Origin of the sequence: Nocardioides sp. NPDC127514 (assembly GCF_040302125.1) — a bacterium.
In the GTDB taxonomy this organism is placed as follows: domain Bacteria; phylum Actinomycetota; class Actinomycetes; order Propionibacteriales; family Nocardioidaceae; genus Nocardioides.
Window position 1 is genome coordinate 22643 of sequence record NZ_JBEORF010000035.1, and the last position, 26467, is coordinate 49109.

Annotated in this window: 25 protein-coding genes; 3 read left to right on the plus strand and 22 right to left on the minus strand. The window is 66.3% G+C overall.

Annotated features, from left to right (window positions below; all coding sequences use genetic code 11):
* Positions 1-33: 33 nt before the first annotated feature.
* From ABTX24_RS24655 to ABTX24_RS24675, 5 genes are all read right to left on the minus strand, one after another.
* Entirely contained in the window at positions 34-2394 is a 2361-nt protein-coding gene (locus tag ABTX24_RS24655; protein ID WP_350843346.1) for a protein kinase domain-containing protein, read from the minus strand.
* Positions 2391-4601 (minus strand): protein kinase domain-containing protein, encoded by a 2211-nt coding sequence (locus ABTX24_RS24660; RefSeq protein WP_350843348.1) that lies wholly within the window; start codon positions 4599-4601, stop codon positions 2391-2393. Before ABTX24_RS24660 ends, ABTX24_RS24655 begins: the two co-directional genes overlap by 4 nt.
* Positions 4602-4658: 57 nt before the next feature.
* On the minus strand, positions 4659-6245 hold the full coding sequence (locus ABTX24_RS24665) for an ABC transporter substrate-binding protein (RefSeq protein WP_350843350.1): 1587 nt from the start codon (positions 6243-6245) through the stop codon (positions 4659-4661).
* A 238-nt stretch (positions 6246-6483) separates the two neighbouring features.
* Entirely contained in the window at positions 6484-7119 is a 636-nt protein-coding gene (locus ABTX24_RS24670; RefSeq protein ID WP_350843352.1) for a transcriptional regulator, read from the minus strand.
* A 134-nt stretch (positions 7120-7253) separates the two neighbouring features.
* Positions 7254-8480 (minus strand): hypothetical protein, encoded by a 1227-nt coding sequence (locus tag ABTX24_RS24675; protein ID WP_350843354.1) that lies wholly within the window; start codon positions 8478-8480, stop codon positions 7254-7256.
* Positions 8481-8652: 172 nt separating this feature from the next.
* Between ABTX24_RS24675 and ABTX24_RS24680 the strand changes: the two genes are divergently transcribed.
* Positions 8653-9093: a DUF3592 domain-containing protein gene (locus ABTX24_RS24680; RefSeq protein WP_350843356.1), complete on the plus strand. Its 441-nt coding sequence runs from the start codon at positions 8653-8655 to the stop codon at positions 9091-9093.
* 9 nt (positions 9094-9102) lie between these two features.
* Here ABTX24_RS24680 and ABTX24_RS24685 read toward each other — a convergent pair whose 3' ends face one another.
* The 8 genes from ABTX24_RS24685 to ABTX24_RS24720 all read right to left on the minus strand — a co-directional run bounded on the left by ABTX24_RS24685 (position 9103) and on the right by ABTX24_RS24720 (position 14626).
* Positions 9103-9933: a hypothetical protein gene (locus ABTX24_RS24685; RefSeq protein WP_350843358.1), complete on the minus strand. Its 831-nt coding sequence runs from the start codon at positions 9931-9933 to the stop codon at positions 9103-9105.
* A gap of 36 nt (positions 9934-9969) precedes the next feature.
* Complete coding sequence (locus tag ABTX24_RS24690; RefSeq protein WP_350843360.1) at positions 9970-10599, minus strand: protein TPRXL; 630 nt, start codon at positions 10597-10599, stop codon at positions 9970-9972.
* A gap of 1 nt (position 10600) precedes the next feature.
* Positions 10601-11284: a hypothetical protein gene (locus ABTX24_RS24695; RefSeq protein WP_350843362.1), complete on the minus strand. Its 684-nt coding sequence runs from the start codon at positions 11282-11284 to the stop codon at positions 10601-10603.
* A 34-nt stretch (positions 11285-11318) separates the two neighbouring features.
* Positions 11319-11951 (minus strand): hypothetical protein, encoded by a 633-nt coding sequence (locus tag ABTX24_RS24700; RefSeq protein ID WP_350843364.1) that lies wholly within the window; start codon positions 11949-11951, stop codon positions 11319-11321.
* A 62-nt stretch (positions 11952-12013) separates the two neighbouring features.
* Positions 12014-13102 (minus strand): hypothetical protein, encoded by a 1089-nt coding sequence (locus ABTX24_RS24705; RefSeq protein WP_350843366.1) that lies wholly within the window; start codon positions 13100-13102, stop codon positions 12014-12016.
* Between the two features lie 86 nt (positions 13103-13188).
* Positions 13189-13485: a flagellar protein FlgN gene (locus ABTX24_RS24710; protein WP_350719206.1), complete on the minus strand. Its 297-nt coding sequence runs from the start codon at positions 13483-13485 to the stop codon at positions 13189-13191.
* A gap of 107 nt (positions 13486-13592) precedes the next feature.
* The gene (locus ABTX24_RS24715; RefSeq protein WP_008356172.1) at positions 13593-13880 is read right to left on the minus strand and encodes a WXG100 family type VII secretion target; all 288 of its coding nucleotides are present in this window, start codon (positions 13878-13880) and stop codon (positions 13593-13595) included.
* 320 nt (positions 13881-14200) lie between these two features.
* The gene (locus tag ABTX24_RS24720; RefSeq protein ID WP_350843368.1) at positions 14201-14626 is read right to left on the minus strand and encodes a hypothetical protein; all 426 of its coding nucleotides are present in this window, start codon (positions 14624-14626) and stop codon (positions 14201-14203) included.
* A 98-nt stretch (positions 14627-14724) separates the two neighbouring features.
* Here ABTX24_RS24720 and ABTX24_RS24725 point away from each other — a divergent pair, with 98 nt between their 5' ends.
* Complete coding sequence (locus tag ABTX24_RS24725) at positions 14725-14871, plus strand: hypothetical protein (RefSeq protein WP_350843370.1); 147 nt, start codon at positions 14725-14727, stop codon at positions 14869-14871.
* Positions 14872-14953: 82 nt separating this feature from the next.
* Here the strand turns inward: ABTX24_RS24725 and ABTX24_RS24730 are convergent, their stop codons facing one another.
* The 9 genes from ABTX24_RS24730 to ABTX24_RS24770 all read right to left on the minus strand — a co-directional run bounded on the left by ABTX24_RS24730 (position 14954) and on the right by ABTX24_RS24770 (position 25346).
* On the minus strand, positions 14954-15394 hold the full coding sequence (locus tag ABTX24_RS24730) for a hypothetical protein (protein ID WP_350843372.1): 441 nt from the start codon (positions 15392-15394) through the stop codon (positions 14954-14956).
* A gap of 17 nt (positions 15395-15411) precedes the next feature.
* The gene (locus tag ABTX24_RS24735) at positions 15412-16029 is read right to left on the minus strand and encodes a hypothetical protein (RefSeq protein WP_350843373.1); all 618 of its coding nucleotides are present in this window, start codon (positions 16027-16029) and stop codon (positions 15412-15414) included.
* On the minus strand, positions 16026-16679 hold the full coding sequence (locus ABTX24_RS24740; RefSeq protein ID WP_350843375.1) for a hypothetical protein: 654 nt from the start codon (positions 16677-16679) through the stop codon (positions 16026-16028). Before ABTX24_RS24740 ends, ABTX24_RS24735 begins: the two co-directional genes overlap by 4 nt.
* Positions 16679-17872, minus strand: coding sequence for a hypothetical protein (locus ABTX24_RS24745; RefSeq protein ID WP_350843377.1), 1194 nt, complete (start codon positions 17870-17872; stop codon positions 16679-16681). Before ABTX24_RS24745 ends, ABTX24_RS24740 begins: the two co-directional genes overlap by 1 nt.
* Before the next feature lie 34 nt (positions 17873-17906).
* The gene (locus ABTX24_RS24750) at positions 17907-18227 is read right to left on the minus strand and encodes a flagellar protein FlgN (RefSeq protein WP_350843379.1); all 321 of its coding nucleotides are present in this window, start codon (positions 18225-18227) and stop codon (positions 17907-17909) included.
* A gap of 109 nt (positions 18228-18336) precedes the next feature.
* Positions 18337-18624, minus strand: a complete 288-nt coding sequence (locus ABTX24_RS24755; protein WP_008356172.1) for a WXG100 family type VII secretion target — start codon at positions 18622-18624, stop codon at positions 18337-18339.
* A gap of 336 nt (positions 18625-18960) precedes the next feature.
* Positions 18961-19248, minus strand: a complete 288-nt coding sequence (locus ABTX24_RS24760) for a WXG100 family type VII secretion target (RefSeq protein ID WP_008356184.1) — start codon at positions 19246-19248, stop codon at positions 18961-18963.
* Between the two features lie 124 nt (positions 19249-19372).
* Positions 19373-23878, minus strand: a complete 4506-nt coding sequence (locus ABTX24_RS24765; protein WP_160025817.1) for a type VII secretion EssC family protein — start codon at positions 23876-23878, stop codon at positions 19373-19375.
* 64 nt (positions 23879-23942) lie between these two features.
* Positions 23943-25346, minus strand: a complete 1404-nt coding sequence (locus ABTX24_RS24770; protein ID WP_350843381.1) for an RDD family protein — start codon at positions 25344-25346, stop codon at positions 23943-23945.
* A gap of 113 nt (positions 25347-25459) precedes the next feature.
* On the opposite strand from ABTX24_RS24770, the gene ABTX24_RS24775 reads away from it, so the two are divergent.
* Positions 25460-26347: a spermidine synthase gene (locus tag ABTX24_RS24775; RefSeq protein WP_350843383.1), complete on the plus strand. Its 888-nt coding sequence runs from the start codon at positions 25460-25462 to the stop codon at positions 26345-26347.
* Positions 26348-26467 lie beyond the last annotated feature (120 nt).

Consider the following 26467-nt stretch of genomic DNA (forward strand, 5'->3'; position numbering starts at 1 on the left):
CTGATCCAGGTCGCGGGCCGCTGCCGTCGTGATCTAGAGAGTCCCGGTCCCGTTGTTGTTGGACGCCTTGCGCAACGGGGGGTGGGTCTCGAACTGGTCGGCGCCAGGCATCTCCCAGGTCTCGACGGTGAACCCGTCCTTGCCGGAGATCATCACCGACGCCTTGTTGAGATACTCGTAGTCCCCGTCACCGGCGCGCAGCGGGTTGACCAGGTCGTCGCGGCCGTCCCCGTTGACGTCGGCCGCCGCGGGGATCTGAGACCCACTGAGGGCGTCGTCGTTCCTGACCGGGTCGTCGATGTCCCACACCGGCTCGTGCACGAACTTCTTGCCCTCGGGGTCGTAGGAGTAGACGCGGAAGACCCACTTCTGATCCGCGACCTCCTGGGTGATCATCTCGTCCTTCCCGTCACCGGTGACGTCGGCGAAGATCGGCGTCTCGGCGGACCGGTCACCGTCGGGCCCGGGCAGGTCGAGCTCGGTCTTGGTGAGCTTCGAGCCCTGGCTCATCAGCAGGACCGCCGCGGCGGGGGAGGTTTCCCTGGCGCCCATGACGATGTCGGCCCCCTTGTCGCCATCGAGGTCACCGACCTCGAAGTTGACGTCGAACGTGGTGCCCTTCCAGGGACCGGTGTACCAGTCGGCGCTCTTGGCCCAGGTGTTGTCGGCCTTGCTCAGCATGACCGTGACGTGGAACTTCAGGTCCTCGAGCTTTCCAAGTTCGGCGTCGTCCGCGGGCAGCTTGGTTCCGTTGCCGACGGAGATCATGCCGATGTCGTCGCGGCCGTCACCGTTGAAGTCGGCACAGAACATGGCCAGACGCTTGCCCGAAGCAGGCACCTGGATGGAGCCGTCCGGTTGGTTCTTGGAGTTCGACTCGACGTTGAACGTCGATCCGACGCCGGACAGCTGCACCACGTCGACCCGCCCATCGGCGTCCAGGTCACCGAGCAGGTTGCCGAAGCGGAGGCCCTCGCCGGTGCCGGTCTTGAACGCCTTGCCCGTCGAGGCGAACAGAGTCGCGGCGTTGGTGTCCCAGTTGTAGTTGATGTCGCCGAACGGCGCGCCGAGCACCAGGTCGCCCAACCGGTCTCCGGTGATGTCGCCGCGTACGGCCGGCTTGGGCTTCGCCGGAGTGTTCTCCGTGGTCGTGAGCGTGATCCCGAGCGCGGCACCACCGGCGACGAGGACCGCCGCGGCCGCCCCTGCAGCAACCCACCACTTGGTCTTGGCGCGTTTGAGGGTGACCGTGGCGCCGGAGGCGAACCCCATCTGGCGCCCCGCCATGGCCGCGAACCGGTCCCGGACGCGAACTGCGTCGCTGGACCGTCCGGCCGGATCCTTCGTGAGCAGGCCGCCCTGGCCGGAGAGCAGGTCGTTGGCCTGAAGCGTGAAGTCGTCCCTTCCGGGCAACGTGGGGATCGGCTGGGAGCTGTGGGCCATCGCCGTCTCGACGTCGTTCGCCCCGGTGAAGGGCACCTCGCCGGTGACCAGCTCGTAGAACAGGCAGCCCAGCGAGTAGAGATCGGTCGCCGGGCTGGCCGGTGCACCCATCGCGCGTTCGGGCGCGAGATAGTCCCAGGCGCCGGAATGGATGCCGGGCCGGGCCGTCTCGGAGTCGTCGGCGCGCGCGGCCGCGAAGTCCGAGAGATAGGCGTACGGCGGGTTGTTGCCGTCACGCAGCAGGATGTTCGACGGCTTCACGTCGCCGTGCACGACCCCGACCTCGGGCGAGTGGATCGCCGCCAGGCCATCGGCGATCTGGGCGCAGATGTCGGCGGCCATGGGGCCAGGGAGCCGACCACGAGCCTTCAGCAGTGAGCCGAGATCGCCGCCGTCGGCATACTGCGAGACCAGGTACGGAGCACCGTCGCCGGTCCGGCCGTTGGTGTAGACACCCATGATGTGGGGCGAGTCGAGCTTGGCCATCAACGTGGCCTGCTTGTCGAACCGGGACACGAACTCGGGGTCACGGGCGCTCCGCCCGAGGAGCACCTTGATGGCGACCGCTCTGTTGAGCCGGGTGTCGGTCGCCCGGTAGACGACCGCGCTGTCGTTGGACGCCACCTGCTGCTCGAGCCGGTAGGGCCCGATCATCCCGGGGGTGTCCTGCTGCGCGGGCGGTGGAGGCGGCGCGGGCTGTGACGGCACCTGCGTCGGCGCCAGTGTCGGCGCCTGCGTGGGTGCCGGAGGCGCCGGAGGCCCCGGGGGTGGCGGGGGTGGCGTCCGGGTCGGCGGGGGTGGGGGCGGCGGAGGCGGCGTACTCGTCGGCCCGCTGGGTCGAGCGATCCGCGGCCGGATCGTGGTCTTGTCGGGGTCGTCGACGGGCGGGCGCTCGAAGGAGGGCTCGGGCCCGCGAGGGTCGTTGTCAGGGATTCCTGTGGAATCGCTCATCCGAGAGTTCCTCCCATGAGGTTGTAGCGGCGCACGTCTTCCGGCGAGTTCTTCCACGTCGCCAGCTCGTGGCCTGGGAACGTGCCCTCCTTCGAGGCCAACGCCACATAGAACGTGTAGGGGCTGTCGCTGGTGTCCTGGGAGGCCGCAATGACGTCGGACCGCCCGTCCCCGTTCACATCGGCAAGTGTCACGGGATACCTGCTGACGGTCTTGAGGGTGTTGCGTGGTTTAGGGAGCTTTCCGCGCGTGGCGATCGAGAACTCGGCCAAGTCCTCGGTGAAGGTCCCGACCGTGATCGTCTGGCCCTCGCCTCGGCCGGACTCCCCGACGACGATCTCGTCCAGGCCGTCGCCGTCGACGTCACCAGCGAGGAACGAGCTGATTCCCTGGTGCTTGAAGGGGAACGACTTGGCCGCGGCAACGGTCGCTCCATCCCCCTGGTAGAGGTCCAGCTCCGAAGTCCCCGTCGTGAGCGTCTTGTTCTCAGGTTCACCCGGAACTCGCTTCAGCACCACGAGGTCGGCCTTCTCGTCGCCGGTGAACTCACCCACCACGACCTGCTCCCTGTCCTCAGCCGGATAGGCCGCGAACTGCGTCGGCTCCGCGAACCCTGATCCCGTGCCGCGATAGACCCAGATGGCGCCGTCCCCGACCGTTCTACCTTGCCTGTCGAGGTCAGGGTCCGGGTTGCCGAAGGTCGTCGCCATGAACAGATCGGCTACGCCATCACCATCGAAGTCGTCGGTGCCCAGGTCGTAGTAGAACGTCGACCCAGCCATCTTCTTGCCCTGCTCGACGACCCCCGCGGGAGCCTTGAGGGATCCCTCCAGATCACCGTGGAAGTTGAAGCCCTTCTCGCTCCGTACGAAGGTGATCAACGAGTTCTTCCCATCGCCGGTGAAGTCGGCGCAGAGCGGGAACACCTCGCTCCCGTCGTTGTCCTCCGGAAGCGCGGGGTCGTCGTACGTGACGGCCTTCGACGGGGTCAGCGTGCGGCCGTCGGACTTCCAGGTGACCACGTCGACACCCTTGCCGTCGGGGTTCTGGACATTGGTGACCACGTCCCCGAACTTGTCGCCGTTCACATCCGCGTACGCAGCGCCCTTGACGGTCGGCACGATGGGCTCGGGCCCGTGCTCGACCCAGGGCTGGGTGATCGCCAGCGCACCACCGACCCCGAGGGCGGCCACCCCGACCATCGCCGCACCGACCCGCAGCGGGGTGATCCTGGACGGCCGCGCGGCCTCCTCGATCAGGATGGCCTCGCTCTCGGACGGCGCCCGGACGGCCGCGACCAGGATCGGCGCCGGGTTGGGGTCGGTCATCGACGGCGCGGGCACGAGCTGAGCGGGCGCGGTGATCTCGCGCAGCTTCAGCAGGCCGTCCTTGAAGACCGCCGCGCTCTGGTAGCGGCTCCGGCGGTCCTTCGCCATCGAGAGCTGCAGGATCCGGTTGGCTTCCCTGGTCCACTCGTCGGTGCCGACGAACTGCGGGATCGGTGCGTTCTGGTGCGCCATCGCCACCTGCACGGCCGCACCCGAGTAGGGGATCTTGCCGGTCAGCGTGAACCACAGCATGCAGCCGGCCGCGTAGATGTCTCGCGACGGCTCCGGCGAGATCGGCCGGCCCTGCGCGTCCCGCTCGTCGCGGATGTACTCGGGCGCCAGGTAGTTCCAGGTGCCGGTGATCCCGCCGGCAGGCGAGTCGGAGGACGAGGTCGCGATCCCGAAGTCGCACAGGTACGCGAACGGGTCGAGAGGGCTCGCGGGGTTGCGGACGAGCACGTTCGACGGCTTGACGTCCTGGTGGATGATCCCCGCCTGGTGGGCGTCGTGAAGCGCCCCCGCCACCTGGGCGTTCACCAGGCACGCCAAGTGCGGCGCCAACGGCCCGTTGCTGCGTACGAGTCCGGTCACATCACCGCCCTTGATGAACTGAGTGACGATGAACGGGCTGCCGTGCTGCTCGCCGATGTCGTAGATCGCGATGATGTGGGGCGACCTGATCTGCGCCAGGGTCTGCCCCTCGCGGATGAACATGTCGATGAACTGTCGGTCGGCGAGGTGGGCATGCACCATCTTCAGGGCGACCTGCCGTTCGAGCTTGGTGTCGAAGGCGTCATAGACCACGCCCATTCCACCCTCACCAAGAATGCGATCCAGGCGGTAGTGGCCGAACACTGCCCCGGGATGAAGCGTCGTCATGCCCGCACCCTATTCAAGGGTGGCGGAACCCAACCACTCCAATGCGCTAAAAGTCGCCTACTTCTTGGTCGGCGACCATTCGACGACGGTCGAGACGAGCGGTGCGACCTGCCCGGAGCGGGGACGTACGCTGTCGACCTTCTTGTCGATCACCGTCACCGTCGGGTTCATCACGATCGGCACGACGATCGAATCCCGGACCAGCGTCTTCTCGATCTGGACGCGTACGTCGCGAGCCTCGTAGGGATCCGCGGTGCGGGCCAGCTCGCTGATGAGGCGGTCGCGCTCGCGGTCGCCGCCGCCGGTCGCGTTCTGGCTGCCCTTGCTGCCCCACTGCGCCGAGATCTCCTCCGGCGTCTGCGGCACCGGGATCCGGACGAGCGCAGCGTCCCACTTGTTGCCGGAGATCACCTTGTCGGCCGAGGACACACCACAGTCGGTGGTGCCCCAGCCCTCGTCGTCCACGACGTTCGAGATGGTGTCGTAGGCACCTGAGGCGAACGCGCTCGACGTGTCGTAGGAGATGCACACCTTGGCGCCACGCGGGGCCGCCGCATCCTCGGAGGCCTTGAACTTCGTGGAGAACCCGGAGTCCTCGGTCGCGATCTGGTAGCCCTCGCCACCCGGCGGGAACAGCACGACGTCGGTGGCTTCGTACGCCTCGGCCCACTCGCCCGCGCCGCCCTCGGCGATGTCGCCGCGGGGCACTGCCCGCAGATAGGCCGTGCGCGTGTCCTTGCGCTTGAACAGACCCCGGTCGCTGCGGAGGATCAGCGCCCACATGGTGCCGTCGTTGGCGTTCTCGACGGCGTAGTCGCGGCGCTCGAGGTCACGCACCTGCTTCCGGTTGGCCTTGGTCGGGGTGACCTGGACGACGTCGACCTTCTCCCCCAGGCTGTTCAGGGCGTCGGAGCCGGCCGGGGTGAGGCGTACCTGCTCGTAGGTCGGCCTGGCCTCACCCGCGTATTCCGGGTTGGCCTCCAGGTCGACCTCCTGGCCGCCCTCGCCGGCCGAGATCTTCGAGACCCGGTAGGGGCCGCTGGAGAGCAGCGCCTCCTCGGACGCCTTGCCGTTCTCGGCGATGGTGAAGGACGAGTTCCACGCCTCCGCGATCTTGGTGAGCTTGGCGGTGTCGGACTCCTCGATCGCGGTCTCGACGACCTCCTTGGCCTCGATCGGGTCCTCGATCTTCAGGGCCTTCTGCCCGACGACGTGCGCCGGCACGGCGACGTCCAGGGCCGTACGCCAGTCGACCACAGGCACCACCAGCGGGACCTCGATGGCGCGGGCGCCCTCGTCGACCTCGGGGATGTAGGCGCTCTTGGTCAGACCGGTCGGCACCGCACCGAAGTCGACCGTGCCGTCCGGGCTCCCCTCCTTCGGGGTGCGGAAGTAGCCCGAGGTCGCGGCCCAGGCGAGCATGAGGTCGGCGGTGTCGATCGGCACCCCGTCGGACCAGGTCGGCTCGGCCAGGTCGTAGCGCACCCGCGCCTGCTTGTCGCCCTCCATGGTGACCTTGCCGAAGGTCTCGTCCATCTCGACGGTGTCGTTGACCAGGGTGCCGAAGGCTCCGCGGGTCAGCGAGGCGATGTCGAGGTTTCCGTCGGTCACGCTCGCCGCGCTCGCCGGGTTGGTGCTCGTCAAGGACCCCGTCCACGCGACGGCGACCTCAGAACCCTCCTCGACCGAGGCGGGGAGGTCACCCGAACAGGCGGTGGCGACAAGCGCCAGGCTGGCAACGGAAACGAGTCCCGCTCGACGACGTGCCCCAGGATGCACCTTCAAGTCCCCTCTCCGAGACAACGGACGCCCAGATCCTAACGAGCCTGAGCGGAGACCTGCCATCGACATGGCGGGTCTCCGCTCCCGCGGCGTCATCACCTCACGAGGCGGGGATCTCCACCTGCTCCGTGAACTCGGCGATGGTCTTGTCCGAGCCGATCACCTTCGCGCCGTCGCGCTCGTACTCGATGAGGTACGTGTCAGCCTTCTCCTCGACCTGGAAGGCGATCCAGCCGGTGTGCTCGCCACCGTCGCGACGCTGCACGTCCTCGAGCGGCGTACGCTTCGCAGCGGTCAGCTCCTCGGTCATCAGGCGGGTGTCGGCGCTCTCGAAGTCGGCACCCTTGTCCCAGGAGATCTCGAAGTTCCCGTCCGAGATGCGACCGCCGTACTCCGTGCCGGGCTTGATCTTCACCTGGAGCAGCACGACCTCTCCGCCCTCGGCGATCAGGTCGGCCTCCTCCGTCGACGGGAAGTCCCGGACCGCGGAGATGACCTCGATCGTGTCGCCCATGTCGGGGTCCTTGAGCGTCTTCCCGATCTTGACCTCCTTCTCCTCACCCGCTGGTGCTGCGGACGGAGACTCGGAGGCCGGCGCGCTGGACTCGACCTCGGCCGCAGTGTCTGCGTCGGAGTCGGTCGCCTCGGAGCCGCACCCGGTCAATGCGAGCGCGAGGCCGAGGCTGAGGCCGGCGGCGGCCGATCGACAGGTCCGGACGGTGGTGCGAGTGCGCATGAGAAGGGTCCCTTTCAACAGTGAATGTTCCCGAGATCGAGAGGTACGGCGTCACCCTGGCAACTCGAAGCCTTGCCGGTCGTTCTTTACTTCGGCGTGTCGCGCAGTGACCTTCGCAACATCGCCGGTGCTGTCTACTTCTCGTTCTCGGCCAGCCACTCCGGGTTGATGGCCAGTGCGGTGACCTGGACGTCCTTGGTCGGGAAGTCGACGTCCTCCAGATCCACGTCGAGCGCCACGGATGTCTTCCAGCTCGCCAGATCCGTACGCAGCAGGCTCAGCTCCGTCAGTTCCGTCCAGACGCGATCGCTGCGCCGGGACCTGGACCACTTGCGCTCGTGGAGATCAGTGTCGTTGGCGACCGTGTAGACCGCACTCGACGCGTACGTCATCACCTCGGCGTCCATCCCGACGTACCCCTCCAGATAACCGACCTCACGCGCCTGGACCGGCGCCGTCCCGGTGGTCGGCACCGGCGCGCTCCACATCGTGTTGTCGACGACCCAGAAGAGCTGACCGTCCGAGACCGTCACCCGATGTGGTCCGCCGATGCGCGACGAGTCGTCATCCGCCGGATAGACGATCTCGTGATCGGCGGCAACCTGCTCCGCGGGCGTCCCCTTCGCGGTGTTCCAGACGCGCACGAAGTGCTGGTCATCGTCGTTCTCCCACCCCTCGTAGACGATGCCGTCGACACAGGGCGACGTGGTGCCGGGGAAGGCCGAGGGCTCCACGGTGCTCAGGATGTCCGCACCGTCGTGCGGGTAGGCGGACGTCAACGCGGCACGGTCCCACTGGCTCTCCGGGAGGGACTCGGTGTCGTCCTCGAAGGCCTTGGTGTCGGTGCCTCGTCCCGAGGAGAAGACACGTTCGCCGCACACGGCGGCAGTAGACGTCTGACCGTACGGAGAAACCCGCGTCGTCGCCTTGCCGCTCTCTCCGTCGATGTACGTCACGAACGGATCCTTGGACCCGTCCTCGGGGCTGAACCCGACCAACGTCCCCGCCCCGACCGGCACTCGGTACCACTCATGCTGCGTCTCGTGCTCGTTCCCACCGCTCGTCCGCTCGTTCGCGGTCAACCCGGTCTCATCGATCACGTAGTCGTGGCTCCGGTCGGACGTGGTGATCCCGTTCTCCGTCCAGGAGATCTGGGCGCCCTCGACCCGGTCGAGCTCGAACGCACGCGTCTGCCCCTTCGGGGAGACCAGCACGAGGTAGCTGGAGTCCTCGCCGCCCTCGTGGACCCGCAGCGCCAGAACCGCATCCCCGGTCGCGAAGTCCTTCGGGGGTGGGCCGATCTGGCATCCGGAGAGCACAGCCGCCGAGGCCACCGCCATCGCCGTCACACGTCGAGTCAACGCACACATCCCGTCGTCAGTAGATGAGTCAGAAGGCGCCACAGCGGAGGCCCCCGAGATTCCGAGCGGGGATACGGTACGCGCACAGCCCCGGCTGCACCCCACCGCCCCGGCCAGGCTCCCAGCCTTCGCGGCTAGGGTGAGGGCGTTCAATCTCGGGAACGGAGTGATCATGGTCCTTGGCGCCGTCGCCGCTCTCCTCATCGGCATCGCGATGCTTGTCCTCCCAGCCTGGCTCGCCTGGTACCTGATCCGCCGCTGGCGCCGCCTCGCGACCTGGCCACGGGCGCAGGCGACGATCCGCCACGTACGGAAGACGAAGCACAGTTCGTCAGCCACCGGGACGACCACGACCGAGACGTCCTACGAGGCCCGCTACGAATACCGTGACGCTGCTGGCATCCAGCACGTCGGCGAGGTCGACCACCTGCACGGCCCGACGGTCGGCGAAGTCATCGAGATCATGTACGCCCCCGACGACCCGAGCTCGAGCGACACCGTCGCCGGCGGATCCGTCGTCGGTCGCATCATCAACTACGGCGCCGTGTTCATCCTGCTCGGCGGAGGCGGCATCTTCGTCATCCTCGCCTCCCTCGGCCTGATATCGGCCTAGCGTTCACACCTACCTGTCGTTCTCATCGAACTCCCGCCACCCCACGTGGCGATACTCGAGCACCCGACGCCACTCCCGTTCGTCGAGCCCATCGAGCTCGGACCAGTAACCCAGTGGCATCTCCCGAAGTCGAATGCGGTCGCCTTCGTCGACATCGACCAGACGACGATGGATGAGTACGTCGAGGAGGCGGTCTCGTGCGACGCCGGCCCGCTGTCGTTTGCTCGAGCTTCGCGGCCCACGCCGCGGTGGCTTCCGGCTCTTTGCCCCGCCCTCCGGCTTGGACGCCAGCTCCAGGACCAGATTGGCCAGCCCCAAGATCCCCGCGCCAAGCACCAGGATCGACAGCCACGGCATCGCAGGGAGGTCCACGACCAGTAGCAGCACGTACGTCGCCGATGACGCGACCGCGGTGACCGCGGCCGAAGCAACGCCGACCGCGCTGCGCCGTCGCGTCTGCCACCAGGCAGACAGCCCCGTGCCGACGACGAGAATGGCAGCGGCGAAGGCGATCCGAGCCAGCCACAACAGCCCCTCCGCACCCGTCTCCTGACGGCTGGCCAGCGCAACCAGCACCAACCCCAGTACGGACGAACCGAAAAGTGGAAGAGCGATGAGCGCGAGCAGCCCCATGGCCACAGAACCGACGGCGTTCAGCAGGAACCGGCCCGGCAGCGGCGGGTAGCTCCGCGCCAACACCGCGGCCTCGGCCTCACCCCAGCTGAACGGCTGCGAGAACCGCTCCGTACGCGCCCACCCGTCAACCGCTTCGCGAGCCCACTCCGCACGGGCCTCATCGGACTTGCGAGCCCACTGCATCAGTACCTTCGGCGGGGCCATCTGTACTCCAACCCGAGATCGGTCAACTCGTCGCGACTATGCCGCCGGCGGCGCCCAGCGAAGCGTCGAGACACACACGTCGAACGCCGTCTTCCAACCCACGAACACCGGGTCGGTCGCCGCCATCTCCACCGGCCGCGCGACCGACGCCGTCAGCTGCAGGCCTCGGCGGTGATTCGAGCCTGGGATCGGTGTCACGTACACCATCGAGGTCATGACGATCGAGCCGCCTTGGAGCTCCTTCGTCGACTCCCGTTCGAAGCGGATGAACCGCTTGTCACCGAAGAGCGGCTTGGCGTCGTACGCCTGGATCGCATGTGTCACATAGCCATCGAGGCTCTCGCCGTTGGGGGCGCGCCGGATGGTGGCGAACATCGAACCCGGGATGTAGACGTCGCCCGTCGGCGCCCCGGTGGGCGCGAAGTAGGCGATCACATTCTGCTGCTTCATCAGGGAGAACGCCTGATCCATCTGCAGCCGAAGGTGCGCGTGCAGATCGGGCCGGTTGGCGTCCATGCAGCGCCGCTTCATCTCGGCGTCGATCGCTTCCCGGTCAGAGGCGTCCGGGACGTGACGCTCCCAACCGTCGAGAAGCTTCAGGTGAAACTCCGGGTCCTTGCTGGCACCCAGCATCTCCCGCAACGAGCCTGCGCCGATTCCTGACACGTCAAGCCTTTCCGTCAGCACTCGCAGTCAGCGGACTGCTGTTCAGTGCATCGAATTCTTCGTAGGACACGATCGAACGGGAGCGAAGCGTGGTCAGCGCCTGACGTCTCAAGGCGAGAAGCACCTCCATCTCGTCCGAGGTCAGTGCGTTGACGTCGACCGCGGGTGGCTTCTCCTTCGAGTAGAGCCGGAACTCCGCGACGATCGCCGAGATCCCGAACACCAGCAGCAACAACGGCGCCATCACGAGGGGAAACCGCGGATATGCCTCCGGGTCGCTCATGAGGATCAGGACCAGGAGGAGGACGGTCGAGACCAACACGAAGACCGAGAACCCGAACAGGGACCGATCCCACTGCCGATGAGTCGACCGGACCCACGGCACGAAGTGGTAGAGCAGAGCAAGGAACCCGAGCGCGCATCCGATGTAGACGCACGGGACCTCGAAACCCGGCGAGAAGTCTTCGGAGAGCTTCCTCGCACCTCCGCCACTGGCAAAGATCGCCACGGCGAACAGCGGTCCGGCCAGACCGATGAGCGCGATCCAGTACATCAGCTTGGCAGCAAGGTTCGCCGCACCCGAGCGGCGACGCTTCCTCTCGGCTGACTCCAGCTCGATCTGCGCGTAGTCCAGAACGACTCGATTCAGCTCGTTGATGTCGAAGCGATCGAAGTTGCTGTGCACCGTTGCCCAGTTTCCTGGATCGATCGCTGCCGCCTTAGGCATTGGAAACGTGCTCCCATTCGTCAACTTGGTTTCGTGTGAGACCCGGAACCGGACTGGCCTCGAAGGGACGACCGTCGGGGTCGAGGAGAGAAAGGCTCGAGAGAATGATCGGCATCTGAGTGATCGTGAGCTGGAACGCCAACGGCAGACCGGACTCCACGATCAGTCCCACACCACCAGCGTCGCCGCTGAAGGCATAGACCGCGGTGGACAGGTGTAGGTCATGTCCGTCGATGCTCTCGTCCCGCGATGCGACGCACTTGATGCCGGGACCGATCGCCGCACCGATGCACTCGTCGACGTCGAAACCCGACTTCTCCCAGGCATTGACGTCGAGGTCACCAGCCTCGGCAAGGACCACTCTGACGCGGCTGACGATCGGAACCGTCATCGGCCAGTGAAGCATGGTGACCAGCCTGCCCGGCTCACCGAGGCTGGCAAGGGAATCCGTCAGGATGCGGCGTACGTCCTCGTCCGACCGCCGGCTCGCATTGTTGCCGAACCACTCGCGGACGCGGGCACACTCGGTCGACACCCACGCGTCGGCGCCCTCTCCCAGTTCACTGGGAACCAGCGTCCATTCACGTTGTGGGTGGATTCCTTCAGCTCGCCACGTTCCGACCACGGTCGTCCTCCGATTTGATTACAAGCTCCGAGCAGCACACGTCAGTATGGAAGATCGATCGCTCAGGCGAAGATGTCGACGGCCGAGTCGGGCAGGCCCTGGATCGTGTTCACCGTGCTGTAGAAGGAGTTGGCCTGCTTCGCCAACGCCCCCTGGATGTCGCCGGCCGACGCCCACATCTTGCTGTACGAGCTGATACGCGTGAAGTCACCGACGTCGAGACCGGCGTGAAGGCTGGTCATGATGTCCGGAAAGGCCTTGAACTTGACGGCGTCTCCGACGCCACCCGCAGCCTTGTACGCAGCCGAGAACTTGGCGAACTTGGTCGCGTCGCCCAGGGCGGTGACCGCATCGGCCATCTTTCCGAACTTGCCGAACGGTACGACGTCGAGAACCGCCAGTCCGAGGTCGACGAGCGAGCACTTTCCGGCACAGAACTGGATGGTCTTCGCGAGGAGAACCAGCGCCGATACCGCCATCGCGATGGCCGCGAGTGGTCCGGCGATGAACAGAGCCGCCACGAAGAGCACCATCGCAACGATCTCGAGGACAGCGATGATGTCATCGAGGACCTCCCAGAAGCCGTCCTCGATCTTGCCGGACATCTCGTTGCCGATACCGCTGACGGCAGCGTCGTACGCGTCCTCCCAGGAGTCGTAGTAGCCGTCCCAGGTCTCGGCGGCGTTCTCCCAGTCCTTGCGGGCCTGATCCTTCGCCTCCTCGGCGTCTTCCTCCTGCTGCGCCTCCGGGCTGCCCTCCTTCGGACCTGCGCCCGGAAGGTGGTTCGGCGCACCCTCCATGCTGTCGAACTTGGCCCACAGGTCCTGGCAGGTGTCGACCTGTGACCTGATCAGCGGCTGCCACTGCTGAAGCTCTTCACCGTACTTCGCGATGATCGGGCCCACCGGCGTGTAGAGCGCGCTGGCCTCTTCGAGCGTCTTGTAGGAGTCGCCGATCTTGTCCTGAAGCTTTTCGATGGCCTTGCCGTCCATCTCGCCGTTGGCGAGATCATGCTCGGAGATCTTCTTCAGCTCTTCGTAACAGGACTTCATCATCTCGCCCAGACGCTCGATGGCGTCGCCGCGCTCGATGATGCCCGAGGGGTTGCCCTCGACGGTCTTGATCTCTCTGCCCTTAGGGGATGAATCCATGGCTCATGTGCTCCTTCGTCGAGCCCGTCAGGTGTCCTGAATCGTCCGTTGCACACGGGCGCCGCGTCGCGGGCCGGGTGGACGTCCTACTTGGTCTGGAACTGAAGAGCGGTCTCGCTGTCCCAGTTCTCGAAACCGTCGACTACGCCTTTGACGTGCTCGTGGAGCTCCTTCAGGCTGTCCTTGAGTTCGTCACGCTTGTCATCCCAGCGCTCCTCGAAGTCCTGCGCCTTGTCTCGGAGGTCGCCGCGGCCGTACGGGTTGCCGATGTCCGCCTCGAGCGCTTCCGACTGGCTCGTCGCATTCTCGAACTCGCTCACGATCGAGTCCAACTGCGTCGCGATTCTCGAGAGTGTCTCGATCTTGATCTTGACGTCCGCCACCGCGCTCCCCTTCGATCTTCGTCAATCTGCCCGGTCAAAAGTTGCCGAAATGTCGCTTCGGGCGGGGCGATCGCTCTCGCGTCGCCCCGCCCAACCAAGCGAATGGATCAGCCGCCGGCGAGCTGGCTGTCCAGGTCCTGGATCGCCGTGGCCATGTCACGCAGAGCCTGAGCCATGTCCTCGACACCAGCAATGGCGTCCTTCAGACCGGTCGTCATCTCCGTGTAGCCGTCCTGGAACTTACCGGACGCCTTCTCCGTCTTGAACCCGTCCTGAACGAGCTCGTCGACGTAGCCCTGGCACTCGTCAAGCGCGGACTCAATGGTGTCCTTGCCCTGGTCGAGCTTGTCGGCGGTGCCGGTCATCTCGTCGTATGTTGCCCCGAAGTCACTCATCGATCATTGCCTTTCCCGCGATTTCATTACACGGTGCCCCATTGGGCAGCCGCTGGTCACCGTAGGCCACGCTTCACAAACTTGTGAAGCGCAATAACGGCTTCGTTGTCATCTTCATACACAGTTCTCGTTCTCGCCCGTCAGCGGCATCCGCAGGGTCACCGATGCGACCGTCGCGACCCATCCGAGATATCCCGCGAAGGCGACGAGCCACGGCGATACGAGCGGCCAGAACCAGGCCGTCACCCTACACGCGCGGACCGTACCCCGATCGCACGACAGGCCAATCTGTCACTGCCGGGTCAAGGCGTTGCCGGGCCTCAGAACTCGGGGAGTTCGTCCGGGTTGTCCCACGGGACCTCGGAGCCGTCGTCACGAACGTAGTGAGACGACAGTGCGGTCGCCGGCGCGGTGATCGTCCCGTCCAACACACCTCGGATACCAGTGAGGTACTTTTCCGCAATCTTGCCGTTGAAGACACCGTCAAGCAGAGCAGTTGGGCCGCCCGGAATATTCTGGACCAACACGTTGACCGACGACCCCGACCCGTTCTGGTGGACTCGAAGCATGATGACCTTCGGCCACGACAAGGCCTTTGTCTTCTGCCTGATGATCAGAGCCTGGCCTTCATTGTGCACCGCTCTGATCTCGTATTTCTTCTCGTGCTGCGCGACACCAAGGGCCGCCCGAAACGCGGCCTCCGGGGCGGCGTCCAGGTCAGCACTTTTCGCTCGTTCTGATCCCACGTGAACCCTTTGCTAGATAGATGATGAAGATTGTGAGGTTACACGCGGCCCTGCGCATCGAACTTGTGCCACGTTCCGACGCGCATTCGCCACATCCGATGACGCTGATCCAAGGTGAGCTCCACGATCCCCCGCTCGCTGAGCACGTCGAGAACCTGCTCGCGGGCGGCGCTGATGCGTCGATGTGCCCATCACCCCTGGGCACACCCGCACCCGTACGTCTCCGCGGCTTGGAGACGAGCTAGAGGATCACCAAGATGAGGCCGAGGCCACCCGCGCACAATGCCAACAGCTCCGGACCCGGCTCAACTGCCTGCGCCGATGGTCCTAGCTCTGGAGCTCGCGCTTACGCCCAATCAGCGCGAACCACAATACCAATCCGGCGACACCGGCGATCAAGAACCAGAACTCCGCCACAGTCGTCATCAGCGAGCCTTCACCGAGGCTCGGTACTCCGATCACGACCCGGACAAGCGCGCCAAGCGAAAGGACCAGCAGGATCGCGCGCTTCACCGCAGCCCCGCGACCCACGATGACGGATGGCTGGCCGTCAGACAGGTTTGCCGTCAACCAACCAGCAAAGAGCAACAGCACTCCGAACCCGATGCTCAGGATGACGGTAGGAGCATCTGGGGTGTCAAGCCCCGAGACGGACGGCACCACGGTCACGGTGAAGGACTGGATCCACAGCACGTGCAGCAACCCGAAGACAATGCACCAGATGGACAACCACTGGCCGACCTTCTTCTGAACTTTTCGATACTGCACGTTTCGACTTTCCGTTTTCAATTCTTGGATTCTCTCCAGCGAAGCGAGGCGATGCAAAGATCTATCAGCGACTTTTGTGCGGCGAGCCATTCCTGGTTCTCGTCTTGAGGAAGGCTGACGAGCGAGGCCACGAACTCAACGGCCCGCTTGCGCGAACTACCTGGAATCGGGCTCAAGTATGTGACCGAGTTGTTGATGAATTCCTGACCTTCGACACGAACGACCGCTCTCTCTTCAAAACGAAGCGTTCGCGGATCACCGAAAAGCTTCTCTGCACCTCGCTGATCGATCAGCGTCCGGACGTAGGCGTCGAGCGACGCTCCCCCGTCCGCCCGCTTGATCCTGACGATGATCGATGCTGGCATGAGGAACGTGCCTTCCGGAGCATCCACCGGAGCGTAGAAGCCGACTGCACCGCTCTGCTTCATGCCGTCGAACGCCTCGCCGACGAGGCGCTTCATACTGGCGTACATCGCTGGCTGATGAGCCCGCATGAACTGCGTCTTCAGACTCTCCAGCATCGAATCCATGCTGTCGGAGGTGACGTCTCGTCTGGACCATCCCTCTGGAACATCGATCACGAAGTCGGGGTCCTTCGACATACCGAGCTGTTCGCGCAATCCCATCGAACTCATGAAGTCTCGACCTCCCACGAATCCTCGGTCATGCCGTCAGGCACAACCCCAGCAAAGACGGACCCGCCAGGTCGCTCGACCCAGATCGTGTCCATGAGCGTCTGCAGTCCCGGGAGGACGTTGGCGAGCACGGGCCCAAAGGTGGGTTCTACCGTCAGCACGATGGCCGCAGTGCCGTCATCGAAGATCAGGTCGATCGCCTGGATGTCAGTGGCGCCATCCTCTGACTCGACGCGCGTCCGAGGCGTGAACTGAAGACCGACGCCGAGGTGCTTGCTCTCGATCACTTGCAGGGCAGCGCCGTCCCTCCGCTCCCATCTCGGAACCGAGTCACTCGTCAGGAGCATCACCCGGCACATCACGGCTACCGGGCCCAGGACGGGCCAGACCTGGAAGGTTGCCGCAGCATCCATGAGCTGCACCTCCTCGAATGCTCGACCGAGGAGCTCGCGCACATCGTCAGGAGAGGTCGGCGCGCCGTCCCAGCGCTCCACGCCGACAACGGTTGCCAGCGCCGATTCAGCCTGCCGCACCCACTCGGCCCTCTCCGCTGTCGGCATATCGGCTCGAACCGGGAACCAGCCAGGGGCCGAGAATTCGTCCAGCCCTCGCACCGTCCAGATCTGATCAGCAGCGTGGGTCACCGTCATCAGAAGACCACGCCCAAGCCTTGATCGAGCGCTTCAGGCAGCTTGATGTTGGGCATCCCAAGGTTTCCGACCCACCCGTTGAGGGAATTCAGGTTGCCGATGCCGGTCGAGACGCCCTGCACGATCCCCATATGTGCCACACGTTCGGCGAGACCGAAGGACAATTGGCTCGACGTGTACATGCGAAGATTGTCGTCGACCAAGCCGGTGAGCCCTCCACGGCTACCTGTGGCCAAGAACTTCCCAACCGCGCTCAGTCCGCCGCCGGCTCGCCATGCACCGATGATGCTCTCGTCGGTGATGCTCAGCAGTGGCTTTCCGATGGCGCTTGAGCCCGAGAACATTCCCTTGAAGGCAGAGAAACTGCCCAACTTCGTGCCGTGGCCGAACTTCGACAGGTTCCCGAGCTTCCCGACCGGTACGACGGTCAACGCAGCTAGTACCAGATCTCCCCAGTTGGCCTCACCATTCGCCATCTGCATCGCGGTCACCGCCGTGGCGGCAATTCCGATTGCGACACCGAGCCACACGAGGGCGCCGATCCCGGTGAACAGGGCGGCGATCGCAACGATCGTCCCTACGACCTTCAGGACATCGGCCCAGTCTGACCAGGCGCTGTCCTCGATGCTCCCTGCTGTCTTGTCCTCAATACCGTTTGCTGCCGTCTCGAAGGCTTCTTCCCAGGTGTCGTAGTGGGCGTCGAACTCGGTCGCCTTCTCAACGAAGTCCTGGTAGGCCTGAGCCTTCGCCTGGTTCTCGGCCGCCTCTTCCTTATCGGTGCCGCCGATTCCGAGCAGACCGCCCTCTTCCTCGGTCTGGCTGTCATCTTTGTCGCCAGGCAGGGAGACGTAGTGGCTGTATCGGTCCTGCGCCTCGTTCACAGCCGTCTGGATCTTCGGCTGAATGTCCTCGAGAGCATCCCCGTAGGCTTTGATCACCGGACCGACCGGCTTGTAGAGTTCCCCCGCTTGCTTGAGCGTCTCGTGGGAGTCACCGATCGATTCACGAAGGGCGTTGATGGCCTTGCCCTTCATGGAGTCACCGCCCAAGGCGTTGTCGGCAATGTTCTGCAGCACAAGCGCGCTGTTGAGCATCATTTCACCGAGCTCTTCGATCTTCAGACCGCGCTTGCTGATCGGCCCCGGCTCACCGTCGACCGGCCTGATCGTGCGTCCCTTAGGGGACGCTTCCATAAATGTCACTGTCGTCTCCTACCGCTCTGCCGGCCTAGGCCCCGGCCTTCTCGGCCTTGACCTCGGGAGCGGACAACTGGATGGCGGTGTCAGCGTCCCACTTCTCCACGTTCTCGATCACGCCCTTGATGTGCTCGAGGACGTCATCGAGACTGTCCTTGAGCTCATCGCGCTTATGGTTCCACCGGTCCTCGAAGTCTTCCGCGGCCTCGCGCAACTCGTTGCGCCCATAGGGGTCGCCGATCGCGTCCTCGAGGTCGTCCGCTCTGTCCTCTGCGTCCTCGAACTCCTTGGTGATCTTGCCGAGCTCGTCCTTGACGGTGTTCAGTTGGCCGAGGTCAATGTAAAAGTCCATACAGAAATGCCTGCTTCTCCCTAGACGAAACAGTTGCCACGTGCGAGGTGCGTGTCTATGGCAGGGCGCAGACGCGATCGCCTGCGCCCCACCATAGAAACTCGGCGAATCAGCCGCCGGCGAGCTGCGAGTCCAGGTCCTGGATGGCGGTCGCCATGTCACGCAGAGCCTGGGCCATGTCCTCAACACCAGCAATGGCGTCCTTGAGGCCGGTGGTCATCTCGGTGTAGCCGTCCTGGAACTTGCCCGACGCCTTCTCGGTCTTGAACCCGTCCTGAACGAGCTCGTCGACGTAACCCTGGCACTCGTCAAGCGCGGACTCGATCGTGTCCTTGCCCTGGTCGAGCTTGTCGGCGGTGCCGGTCATCTCGTCGTAGGTTGCCCCGAAGTCACTCATCGATCATTGCCTTTCCCGCAATTTTCATTACACGACACCCGATTGCGGCGCCGTTCGTCACCATCACTCACGCATCACACTGTCGTGATGCGTGAACCGACGAGCCGACACCGTCATCCCGAGCGTGGTGGTCCGAGATCCAGGCAATCAACGTCGTCGCGGTAGTCCTACCCGCTACGGCCGGTTCTAAACATCTTCGAAAGTAAAGTTTCAGCTCATCCCGGTGTAGGCGGTGGCAGCAGCACACCTGGCGGGAGTCGACACCGCGGCCCCTGACCGAGACAGGTGATGGTGGGCCGATAGATGCCGGCCCACCATGTTGACCAATGCTGCTGCTCAGCCGCCGGCGAGCTGCGAGTCCAGGTCCTGGATGGCGGTCGCCATGTCACGCAGAGCCTGAGCCATGTCCTCGACACCAGCGATGGCGTCCTTGAGGCCGGTGGTCATCTCGGTGTAGCCGTCCTGGAACTTGCCCGACGCCTTCTCCGTCTTGAACCCGTCCTGAACGAGCTCGTCGACGTAACCCTGGCACTCGTCAAGCGCCGATTCGATCGTGTCCTTGCCCTGGTCGAGCTTGTCGGCAGTGCCGGTCATCTCGTCGTAGGTTGCCCCGAAATCAGTCATCGATCTTTGCCCTCTCCCGCGATTTCATTAGATGGCGGCGTCAAACGCCGCTGGCCACCGTAGGCCACCCTTCACACGGTTGTGAAGGGTAAAAGCAGCTTCGTTGTCCGATTTATGCAGACGTTCATGCAGAGCCCTCGGCGTCGCTCGCCAGGGGCATCTGCATGGTCACCGTGCGACCTGCCTGGACGAAGATTCCACGGCCCGCGGGGAAGTCGGTGCGCTTGAGCTTGCCGAACGGAACCTTGAACAGCGTGTCGCCGTCGTAGGTGTCCGGCTTGAGCACGATGCCCTGACGAGCGGCCTTCCACTCACCCATGACGCCCGAGCCGCCGCCGGCTCGAGTGACGTCGGCGTCGCCGACGAAGAGGTGGTCGGAGTTGTTGATCGCCTGCAGCAGGGCGCGCATCGGGCGGTCGGCGGGACCGTCGGCCAGGTGGGTCATGTCCTCGGCGACGATCATGATGCGGCCGGGGAAGGACTCGTCGGCGACGATCTCGGCGAGCTCGGTGACGAGCGCCTTCTCGTCGTCGGGGCGGGTGGCGCTGCGTACCCAGGGACGGAAGTCGCCGAGCATGGCACGACGGCTGCCGAGGTGGAACAGCTTCACCTCGGGGTCGAAGCGTTCCATGGACTCGACGAGCGCCTTGAGTACGTTGGTCTTGCCCGACTGCGGCGGGCCGGTGACGATGAACGAGCCGATCGGGTCGAAGCCGCGCGGCGCCAGGGTGTCGTCGGCGATACCGAAGACGGGCTGACCGTTGACCTGCGCGGGAAGCGACCGGCTGGAGATCTTCGTCGGCAGGGCACCGATCTCGCCGACCTCGGGAACACCCAGAGCACGCAGCTGCGAGACCAGCTCGTCGAGGGCCTTGGTCTGCTCGGCGACGTTGGTCGTCCCACCGAGAACGGCGAGCTGCACCTCGGCCTTGTCGACGACGGCGCGGCCGGGCACCGACTGCTCGTTGAGTACGTCCTTGGGTGCTCCGACCAGGACGTACTGGCTCGGGTCGGAGAGCCGCATGACGACACGGCGCGGGATGTTCGCGAAGACGGCCGTCGGGACGGACCCGGACCGGTCGGCGGTGATCACCGCGTGGATGCCGAGCGGGCGGCCCTCGCCGAGGACCCGCATGAAGGACTGGTAGAACGGCGCCCGACCGGCGGCGATCTCCCACTCCTTCTTGAACTCGGGGTAGTTGTCGATCAGGAGCAGGATGCGCGGCATCGACTGGTCGGCGATCTCACGGTATTCGGTGAGGTTGGCGGCCGCGGCCTTGGAGAACAGCTCCGAGCGGCGGTCCATCTCCCGCTCGAGCGTGCGCATCAGCCGCTGCAGACGCTCGGCGTCGTCGCCGTCAATGATCGAGCCGACGTGCGGGAGACGCTCGATCGCGCCCAGCGCGCCGGAGGCGAAGTCGAGGCCGTAGACCTGGACCCGACCGAGCTCCGGACGGGCGCCGGCGGCGGTCGCGATCGTCTTCAGCAGGGTCGACTTACCCGACCCGGACGAGCCGAAGATGAGCAGCGAGCCGTCGCGGTCTGGAGCGAAGTAGATCGCGTTCTGCTGCTGGCGCTCCGGGAGGTCGGCAAGACCCAGCAGGATCTGTCCGTCACCCTCCAGCGGCAGGTCGCGCATGTCGACCACGGACGCCAGGTCATCGAGCCACGGCCGCCGCGGAGTCATCAGCCCAGCGGTGGCAGAGGCCTTGATCAGGTTGGCCACGATCCGCTTCTGGTCGTTGGGGCCGAGGTCCTCGTCGTGCGAGTCGCTCTCCGGCGGGCGCTCCGGCTCCCACTCCGTGATCGAACCGAACTTGAGCTCGGCCACCTTCACGTCGGCGGTGACGACCTCGTCGTTGCGCGTCCAGCCGCCGGCGTACGCGGACTGGAACGGGGTCAGGCGACCCGGTCCGGTCTTCGCGATCCCACGGCCCGGCAGGGACGGCGGGAAGGTCCCGGCGATCGGGTCGTCGACGACGTCCTTGGAGTCGGTCTCGTCGGCCATACGCAGGGCGACGCGGAGGTTGGTGTTGGCCCGCAGGTTGTCCTTGATGACACCCGCCGGGCGCTGGGTCGCCATGATCAGGTGGATACCCAGCGAACGACCTCGCTGGGCGATGTCGACGACGCCGTCGACGAACTCCGGCACCTCACCGGCCAGTGCCGCGAACTCGTCGATGACGAGCACCAGCGCGGGCGGGCACTCCGGGTCCTGTCGCTTCTCCAGCTCGAGGAGGTCCTTGGCCTTCTTCCGGTTGAACAGGTGCTCGCGGTAGTGCAGCTCGGCCTTGAGGCTGGTCAGCGCACGGCGTACGAGGTGCGGGCTCAGGTCGGTCACCAGACCGACGCAGTGCGGCAGCTCGATGCAGTCGGCGAAGGCCGAGCCGCCCTTGTAGTCGACGAAGAGGAACGTCACCCGGTCGGGCGAGTGGGCCGAGGCGATCCCGAGCACCCACGCCTGCAGGAACTCGGACTTACCGGCACCTGTGGTGCCGCCGACGAGGGCGTGCGGGCCCTGCGTACGCAGGTCCAGCGTCATCGCGTCCGAGGCTCCCTGGCCGATGATGGCGCGCAGGTTGCCCGCCTTCTTCAGCCGCGGCCGCGGCCGGTCGGAGCGGTCGATGATCGAGTTGTTCTGCCGCCAGCGCTCCACCACGGAGTGCGGGTCCTCGGCCACCTCGTTGCCGACCAGCGACAGGAAGCCGACCGAGTTGGGGAGGTCGGAGGAGTCGTGGACGACGGTGCTGGCGTCCACCACCGGCGCGAGCCGCTTGGCGAACATGTCCATGTAGGCGTTGGAGACACCCTCGACGGTCACGCCCTCGTAGAGGTCGCCGTTGCGGACGAGCCCGACGGTGGCGCGCTCCAGGCCGTTGCTCACGTCCAGGAAGCTGCGGCACACCGCCGGCAGGGCCTCGACGGTGGAGGACATGAAGACCGCGTGTACGCCGACATCGGCACCGCGCTCGAGGACCTGGACCAGACGGGCCCGGTCGACCGGAGCGTCGTTGGTGACGAAGACGATGATGGAGACCTGCACCCGCGCGTTGGTCTCCTCCCCGGCCCGGGCGACGTCGGTCCCGAACTGCATCGGGTTCCACTTCTCCGGGAACGGGCCGCGGTGCTCAGCGGTCCGGCCGGCGCGCATGATGTATTCCTCCAGCGCGCTGAGCAGTGCGTTGGCCGTCGGCGCGGAGTCGGCCAGCGGCATGTCCTTGAACCGGTTGGTCTCCGAGGTGGTGTGCGGCAGCCACTTGAGCCACTCGAACTCCTCGACCCAGTCCGGGTCGGCGAAGGCGACGGTGACGACCTCGTTGGGCGCGTGCAGACCGAAGAGCTGCACCGCGAGTCCGCGCATCGCGTCGGCGGCCGGGCCGGCCGGGCCGGCGACACCGACAGAGCCCACCGCGGGGAGCGACTCCAGCAGCGGTACGTCGTCGACGTACTTGTAGCGCTCCTTCAGCCGGTCGATCCGCTCGATGAACTCGGGCAGGCCGTTCTGGGTGTCACGCTCCGCGATCGAGTTGCGCGACAGCGCGCGAGTGGTGCCGAGACGTACGGCCAGGAAGTTCCAGTGCTCGGGACGCCTGGTCCACAGCCGCGGACCGAGCTGCATCGCCTGCTCGAAGACCTCGGCGACCGCCGGGACCTCCTCGTTGCGAGCGAGCTCCTCCTCGGGCTTGCTGCGGTAGAAGACCTCTTCCAGCTTCTCGAACTGCCGCTCGAAGAGCTCGATCTCGTGGTCCTGCTTCGCGCCGGCCTGGCGGTGCTGGTTGATGTAGTTGCCGACCGCCATCATCGGGGTCATCACGACCAGCAGCAGCGCGCGGGCACGGCCGGTCATCGCGTAGATCGAGAGCGCCATGATGATCGGCGCGATCAGCACGAACCACGGGAACAGCTTCTTCTGCATCTCCGTGGGCATCCACGGCGGCGGGTGCTCGGTGCCGGGGTAGCGGACGTCGACCCGCGGGCTGCGGTTGAAGAGCAGGCCGCCACCGCGCTCGAGCACCGGGTCCTCGACGGCGGAGAGGAAGTCGGCCGAGAGCTGCATGACCAGCGTGGTGCCACCGATGACGACCGGCGTGTCCGGCGCCAGACGTACGCGGGAGACCTGGGTGCCGTCGACGACGACGCCGTTGGCCGAGTTGAGGTCGACGAGCTCGACTGAGCGGTCCACCTCGATGCGGGCGTGACGCTTCGAGACCATCGGGTCGGCGAGCACGATCTCGTTCTCGGGACCGCGACCGATCGAGGCGTGGCCGGTGGTCAGCGGGAACGCCTGTCCCCGCACCGGACCGTCGATCGCCCGGAGCACACCGACGCTCTTGCGCCGGGAGCCGGTCTGCTCGTTGTCGGGGCCCAGGTTGACGACCGCGGCCGCGAACCCGGACCCGATCGGCGCATCGCCGATGGGTACGTCGGGCTCGAGCGGCTCCATCCGGTCGGCGGTCGGCGGGGCGACGGCCAGGGTCAAGATGTCCTGCTCACCGGCGATCACGGAGCGCGCCGGGTCCGCGTCGGCGATGTGCCGAGCGACGTCTCCAGCGGTGGCCGTGGAGTCGGCGGTGACGATCACATCCGCAGGCGCGACACCCGGCCGGTGCAGAGTGAGCTTGACCTTCATCCTTCGTTCCCCTCGTCAACGTGCCAAAAGTCAATGCAGCCAGATGCCGCCGGCGGGGCGGCGGTCACCCGCGACGCACCAGGGCCGAGCGGTCGCCGAACCGGATCATCGCGCCGACCGGTGCCAGCACCGGCTCCCACGCGTTCAGCCGTCGGGTGGCACCCTCGTGGATCACCACGGTGCCGTTGGTCGAGCCACGGTCGGTGACCTCGACGCCGTCCCCGCTGGGGCGCAGCGAGAGGTGGGTCTTCGAGACCGACACGTCGATGATCGAGACCGTACGCGCGCCCAGCGTGTTCTCCGTCAGAGCCGGGTCGCGGCCGACGAGCACCAGGCCGGTCACCGGGATCCGCTCGCCGGAGTCGACCTTGAGCATGATGCCCCGCTCGCGCGGAGGCTGACCGCCGGACGTGGGCTGAGGGGTCGGGTGCGGCGTCGGAGCCGGGGTCACGTGCGGCGCCGGCGCCGGGGCCGGGGCCGGGGCCGGGGCCGGGGTCGGGTACGGCGTGGGCGTCGGGTGAGGCGTCGGAGTCGGAGCCGGAGCCGGCGTCGGGTACGGCGTGGGGGTCGGCGTCGGAGGCGGCGGGGGCACCGCCTGGCTCTGGTTCGGGGTCACCGCGCGCGAGGGCGGGATCGCCGGGGTGACCGGCTTCGGGGCCACGGGGCCCGACGGCGGGGTCGCGAGCGCGCCACCAGGAGAGGCACCCGCCTCGTCGTGCCTCGGCTTCGGGCGGGAGACGCCGAGCACGCCGGCGCTGACCCGCCCCGAGGGCCGGTAGCTGCCGGAGTCGTCGTCGCTGGGGGTGGTGAGTGAAGGCAGCGACTTCCGCTGTGCGACGGGCGCGGCCGCGACCGTCTTGCGGGCGATGCGCATCCGCTTCTCGTCGTAGGGGTCGAGGCCCTCGCGGACGTCGACCATCCAGGTCTCGGCGACCTTGTCGTGCCAACCGCGGCTCCGCTGCTCCTTGTCGAACAGCGGCGAGGCGAGGAAGACGATCGGCGCGATCGGGATGATCCCGGAGCCCCAGAGCACCAGCGCGCGGAGGAAGGCGCGGCCGACGCCCGGCCGCTCGAGCGTCTTGACGTTGATCGAGCGGACTCCGGCGACGGACTTGCCCAGCGTGACCCCGCGACGGCCGTGGAAGACGATCTGGACGATGACGAAGATCAGGCTCAGCAGCACCGTGGCGCCGCCCGCGATCGCCGCCAGCATGAAGTCGGGGTGGCTCAGGAACCGGGCGAAGCCGAACTTGCCCTGCGCGAGCTTCAGCAGCAGCGGGAGCGTGAAGACCAGGTAGGGGACCTGCAGGAGCAGGTAGCAGACGATGTCGACGGCGGCGGCGACCGCACGACGGCCCAGCGGCGCGTCCTTCAGACCGAGCGAGGCAGCGTAGGCCGGATCCGGCTTTCCGTCGGCGGTGAGACCCTCGATCCGGTCGTCATTTTCGGCGACCTCCCATATCTCCACCGCAAGAACTCCCTCACGCCCGATGTCCGAGTATTTTCGGCGCTGACCAACAACGCCAGAAGGCTACCGGAATGTCCCGGCTCGGGCGCGATGGTGTCTGGCAGGATCGACGTATGTCAACACCCTCCGGGCCATCAGCGAGCCTTGAGCGCATCGTCTTCTCGGACGGCAGCACCGCCGATCTCGTACGCAAGGAGGACGGCTGGGCGATCCAGATCGACGGCGTCGCTCAGTCCCACCTCGGGGAGGATCCGGCGCACCCGCCGAAGCTCGCCTCGATCCGGTGGATGCTGGCTGCACTCGGGGACCGTGCACCCGGCAGCGTGGCCCACCTGGGCGGGGCGCTGCTCGCTCTCCCCCGTGCGGTTGCCCACCGATGGCCTGCGACCACGCAGACGGTCGTGGAGATCGAGCCTGCGCTGGTCGAGCTGACCAGGTCGCGGTTCCCGCTTCCGCCGGGGATCACCATGGCGACCGCCGAGGCACGCTCGTGGCTCGAGGCTCACCCGGGTTCGGAGCACGATGCCATCGTCATCGACATCTTCGTCGGCAACCGGATTCCGCCGGCGTTCACCTCGCGCGAGTGCATGACCGCGGCACGCGACGCGCTGCGCGAGGAGGGTCGGCTCGTGCTGAACTCCGTCGCCGGTCCCGAGCTGCTCTTCACCCGTCGTGAGCTCGCGACGTTGCGTACGGTCTTCGGGCATGTCGCGATGATCGTGCAGGGATCCGCGCTCGCGGGAGCGAGGTTCGGCAATGCCACGCTGATCGGCTCGGCGGCCCCGATCGACGGCGAGGCGATCCGCGCCTCGCTCGCCGGCGACCCGTCGAAGGGCGCGCTGGTGACCGACCTCGACCCGATCATCGACGGCGCCGATCCGATCAGCGATGCCGACCAGCTCTGGTCGCCGGAGCCGAACCTTCCCGACGCGAGCGCCGCGCTGCGGCTCCTCGAGCAGGCCCGACAGGCCGTCGACACGCTCAGATCCACCGCCGACTGAGGCTCCATCGTCTTTGTCTAGCGAGATTCGGCCCTATCGCTCGGCAGATACCGCGACAGGCATCGCCAGCCATTTCTTTTACCGAAACCGGCTTGTAACGTTCAAACAACCTGCTTGCGA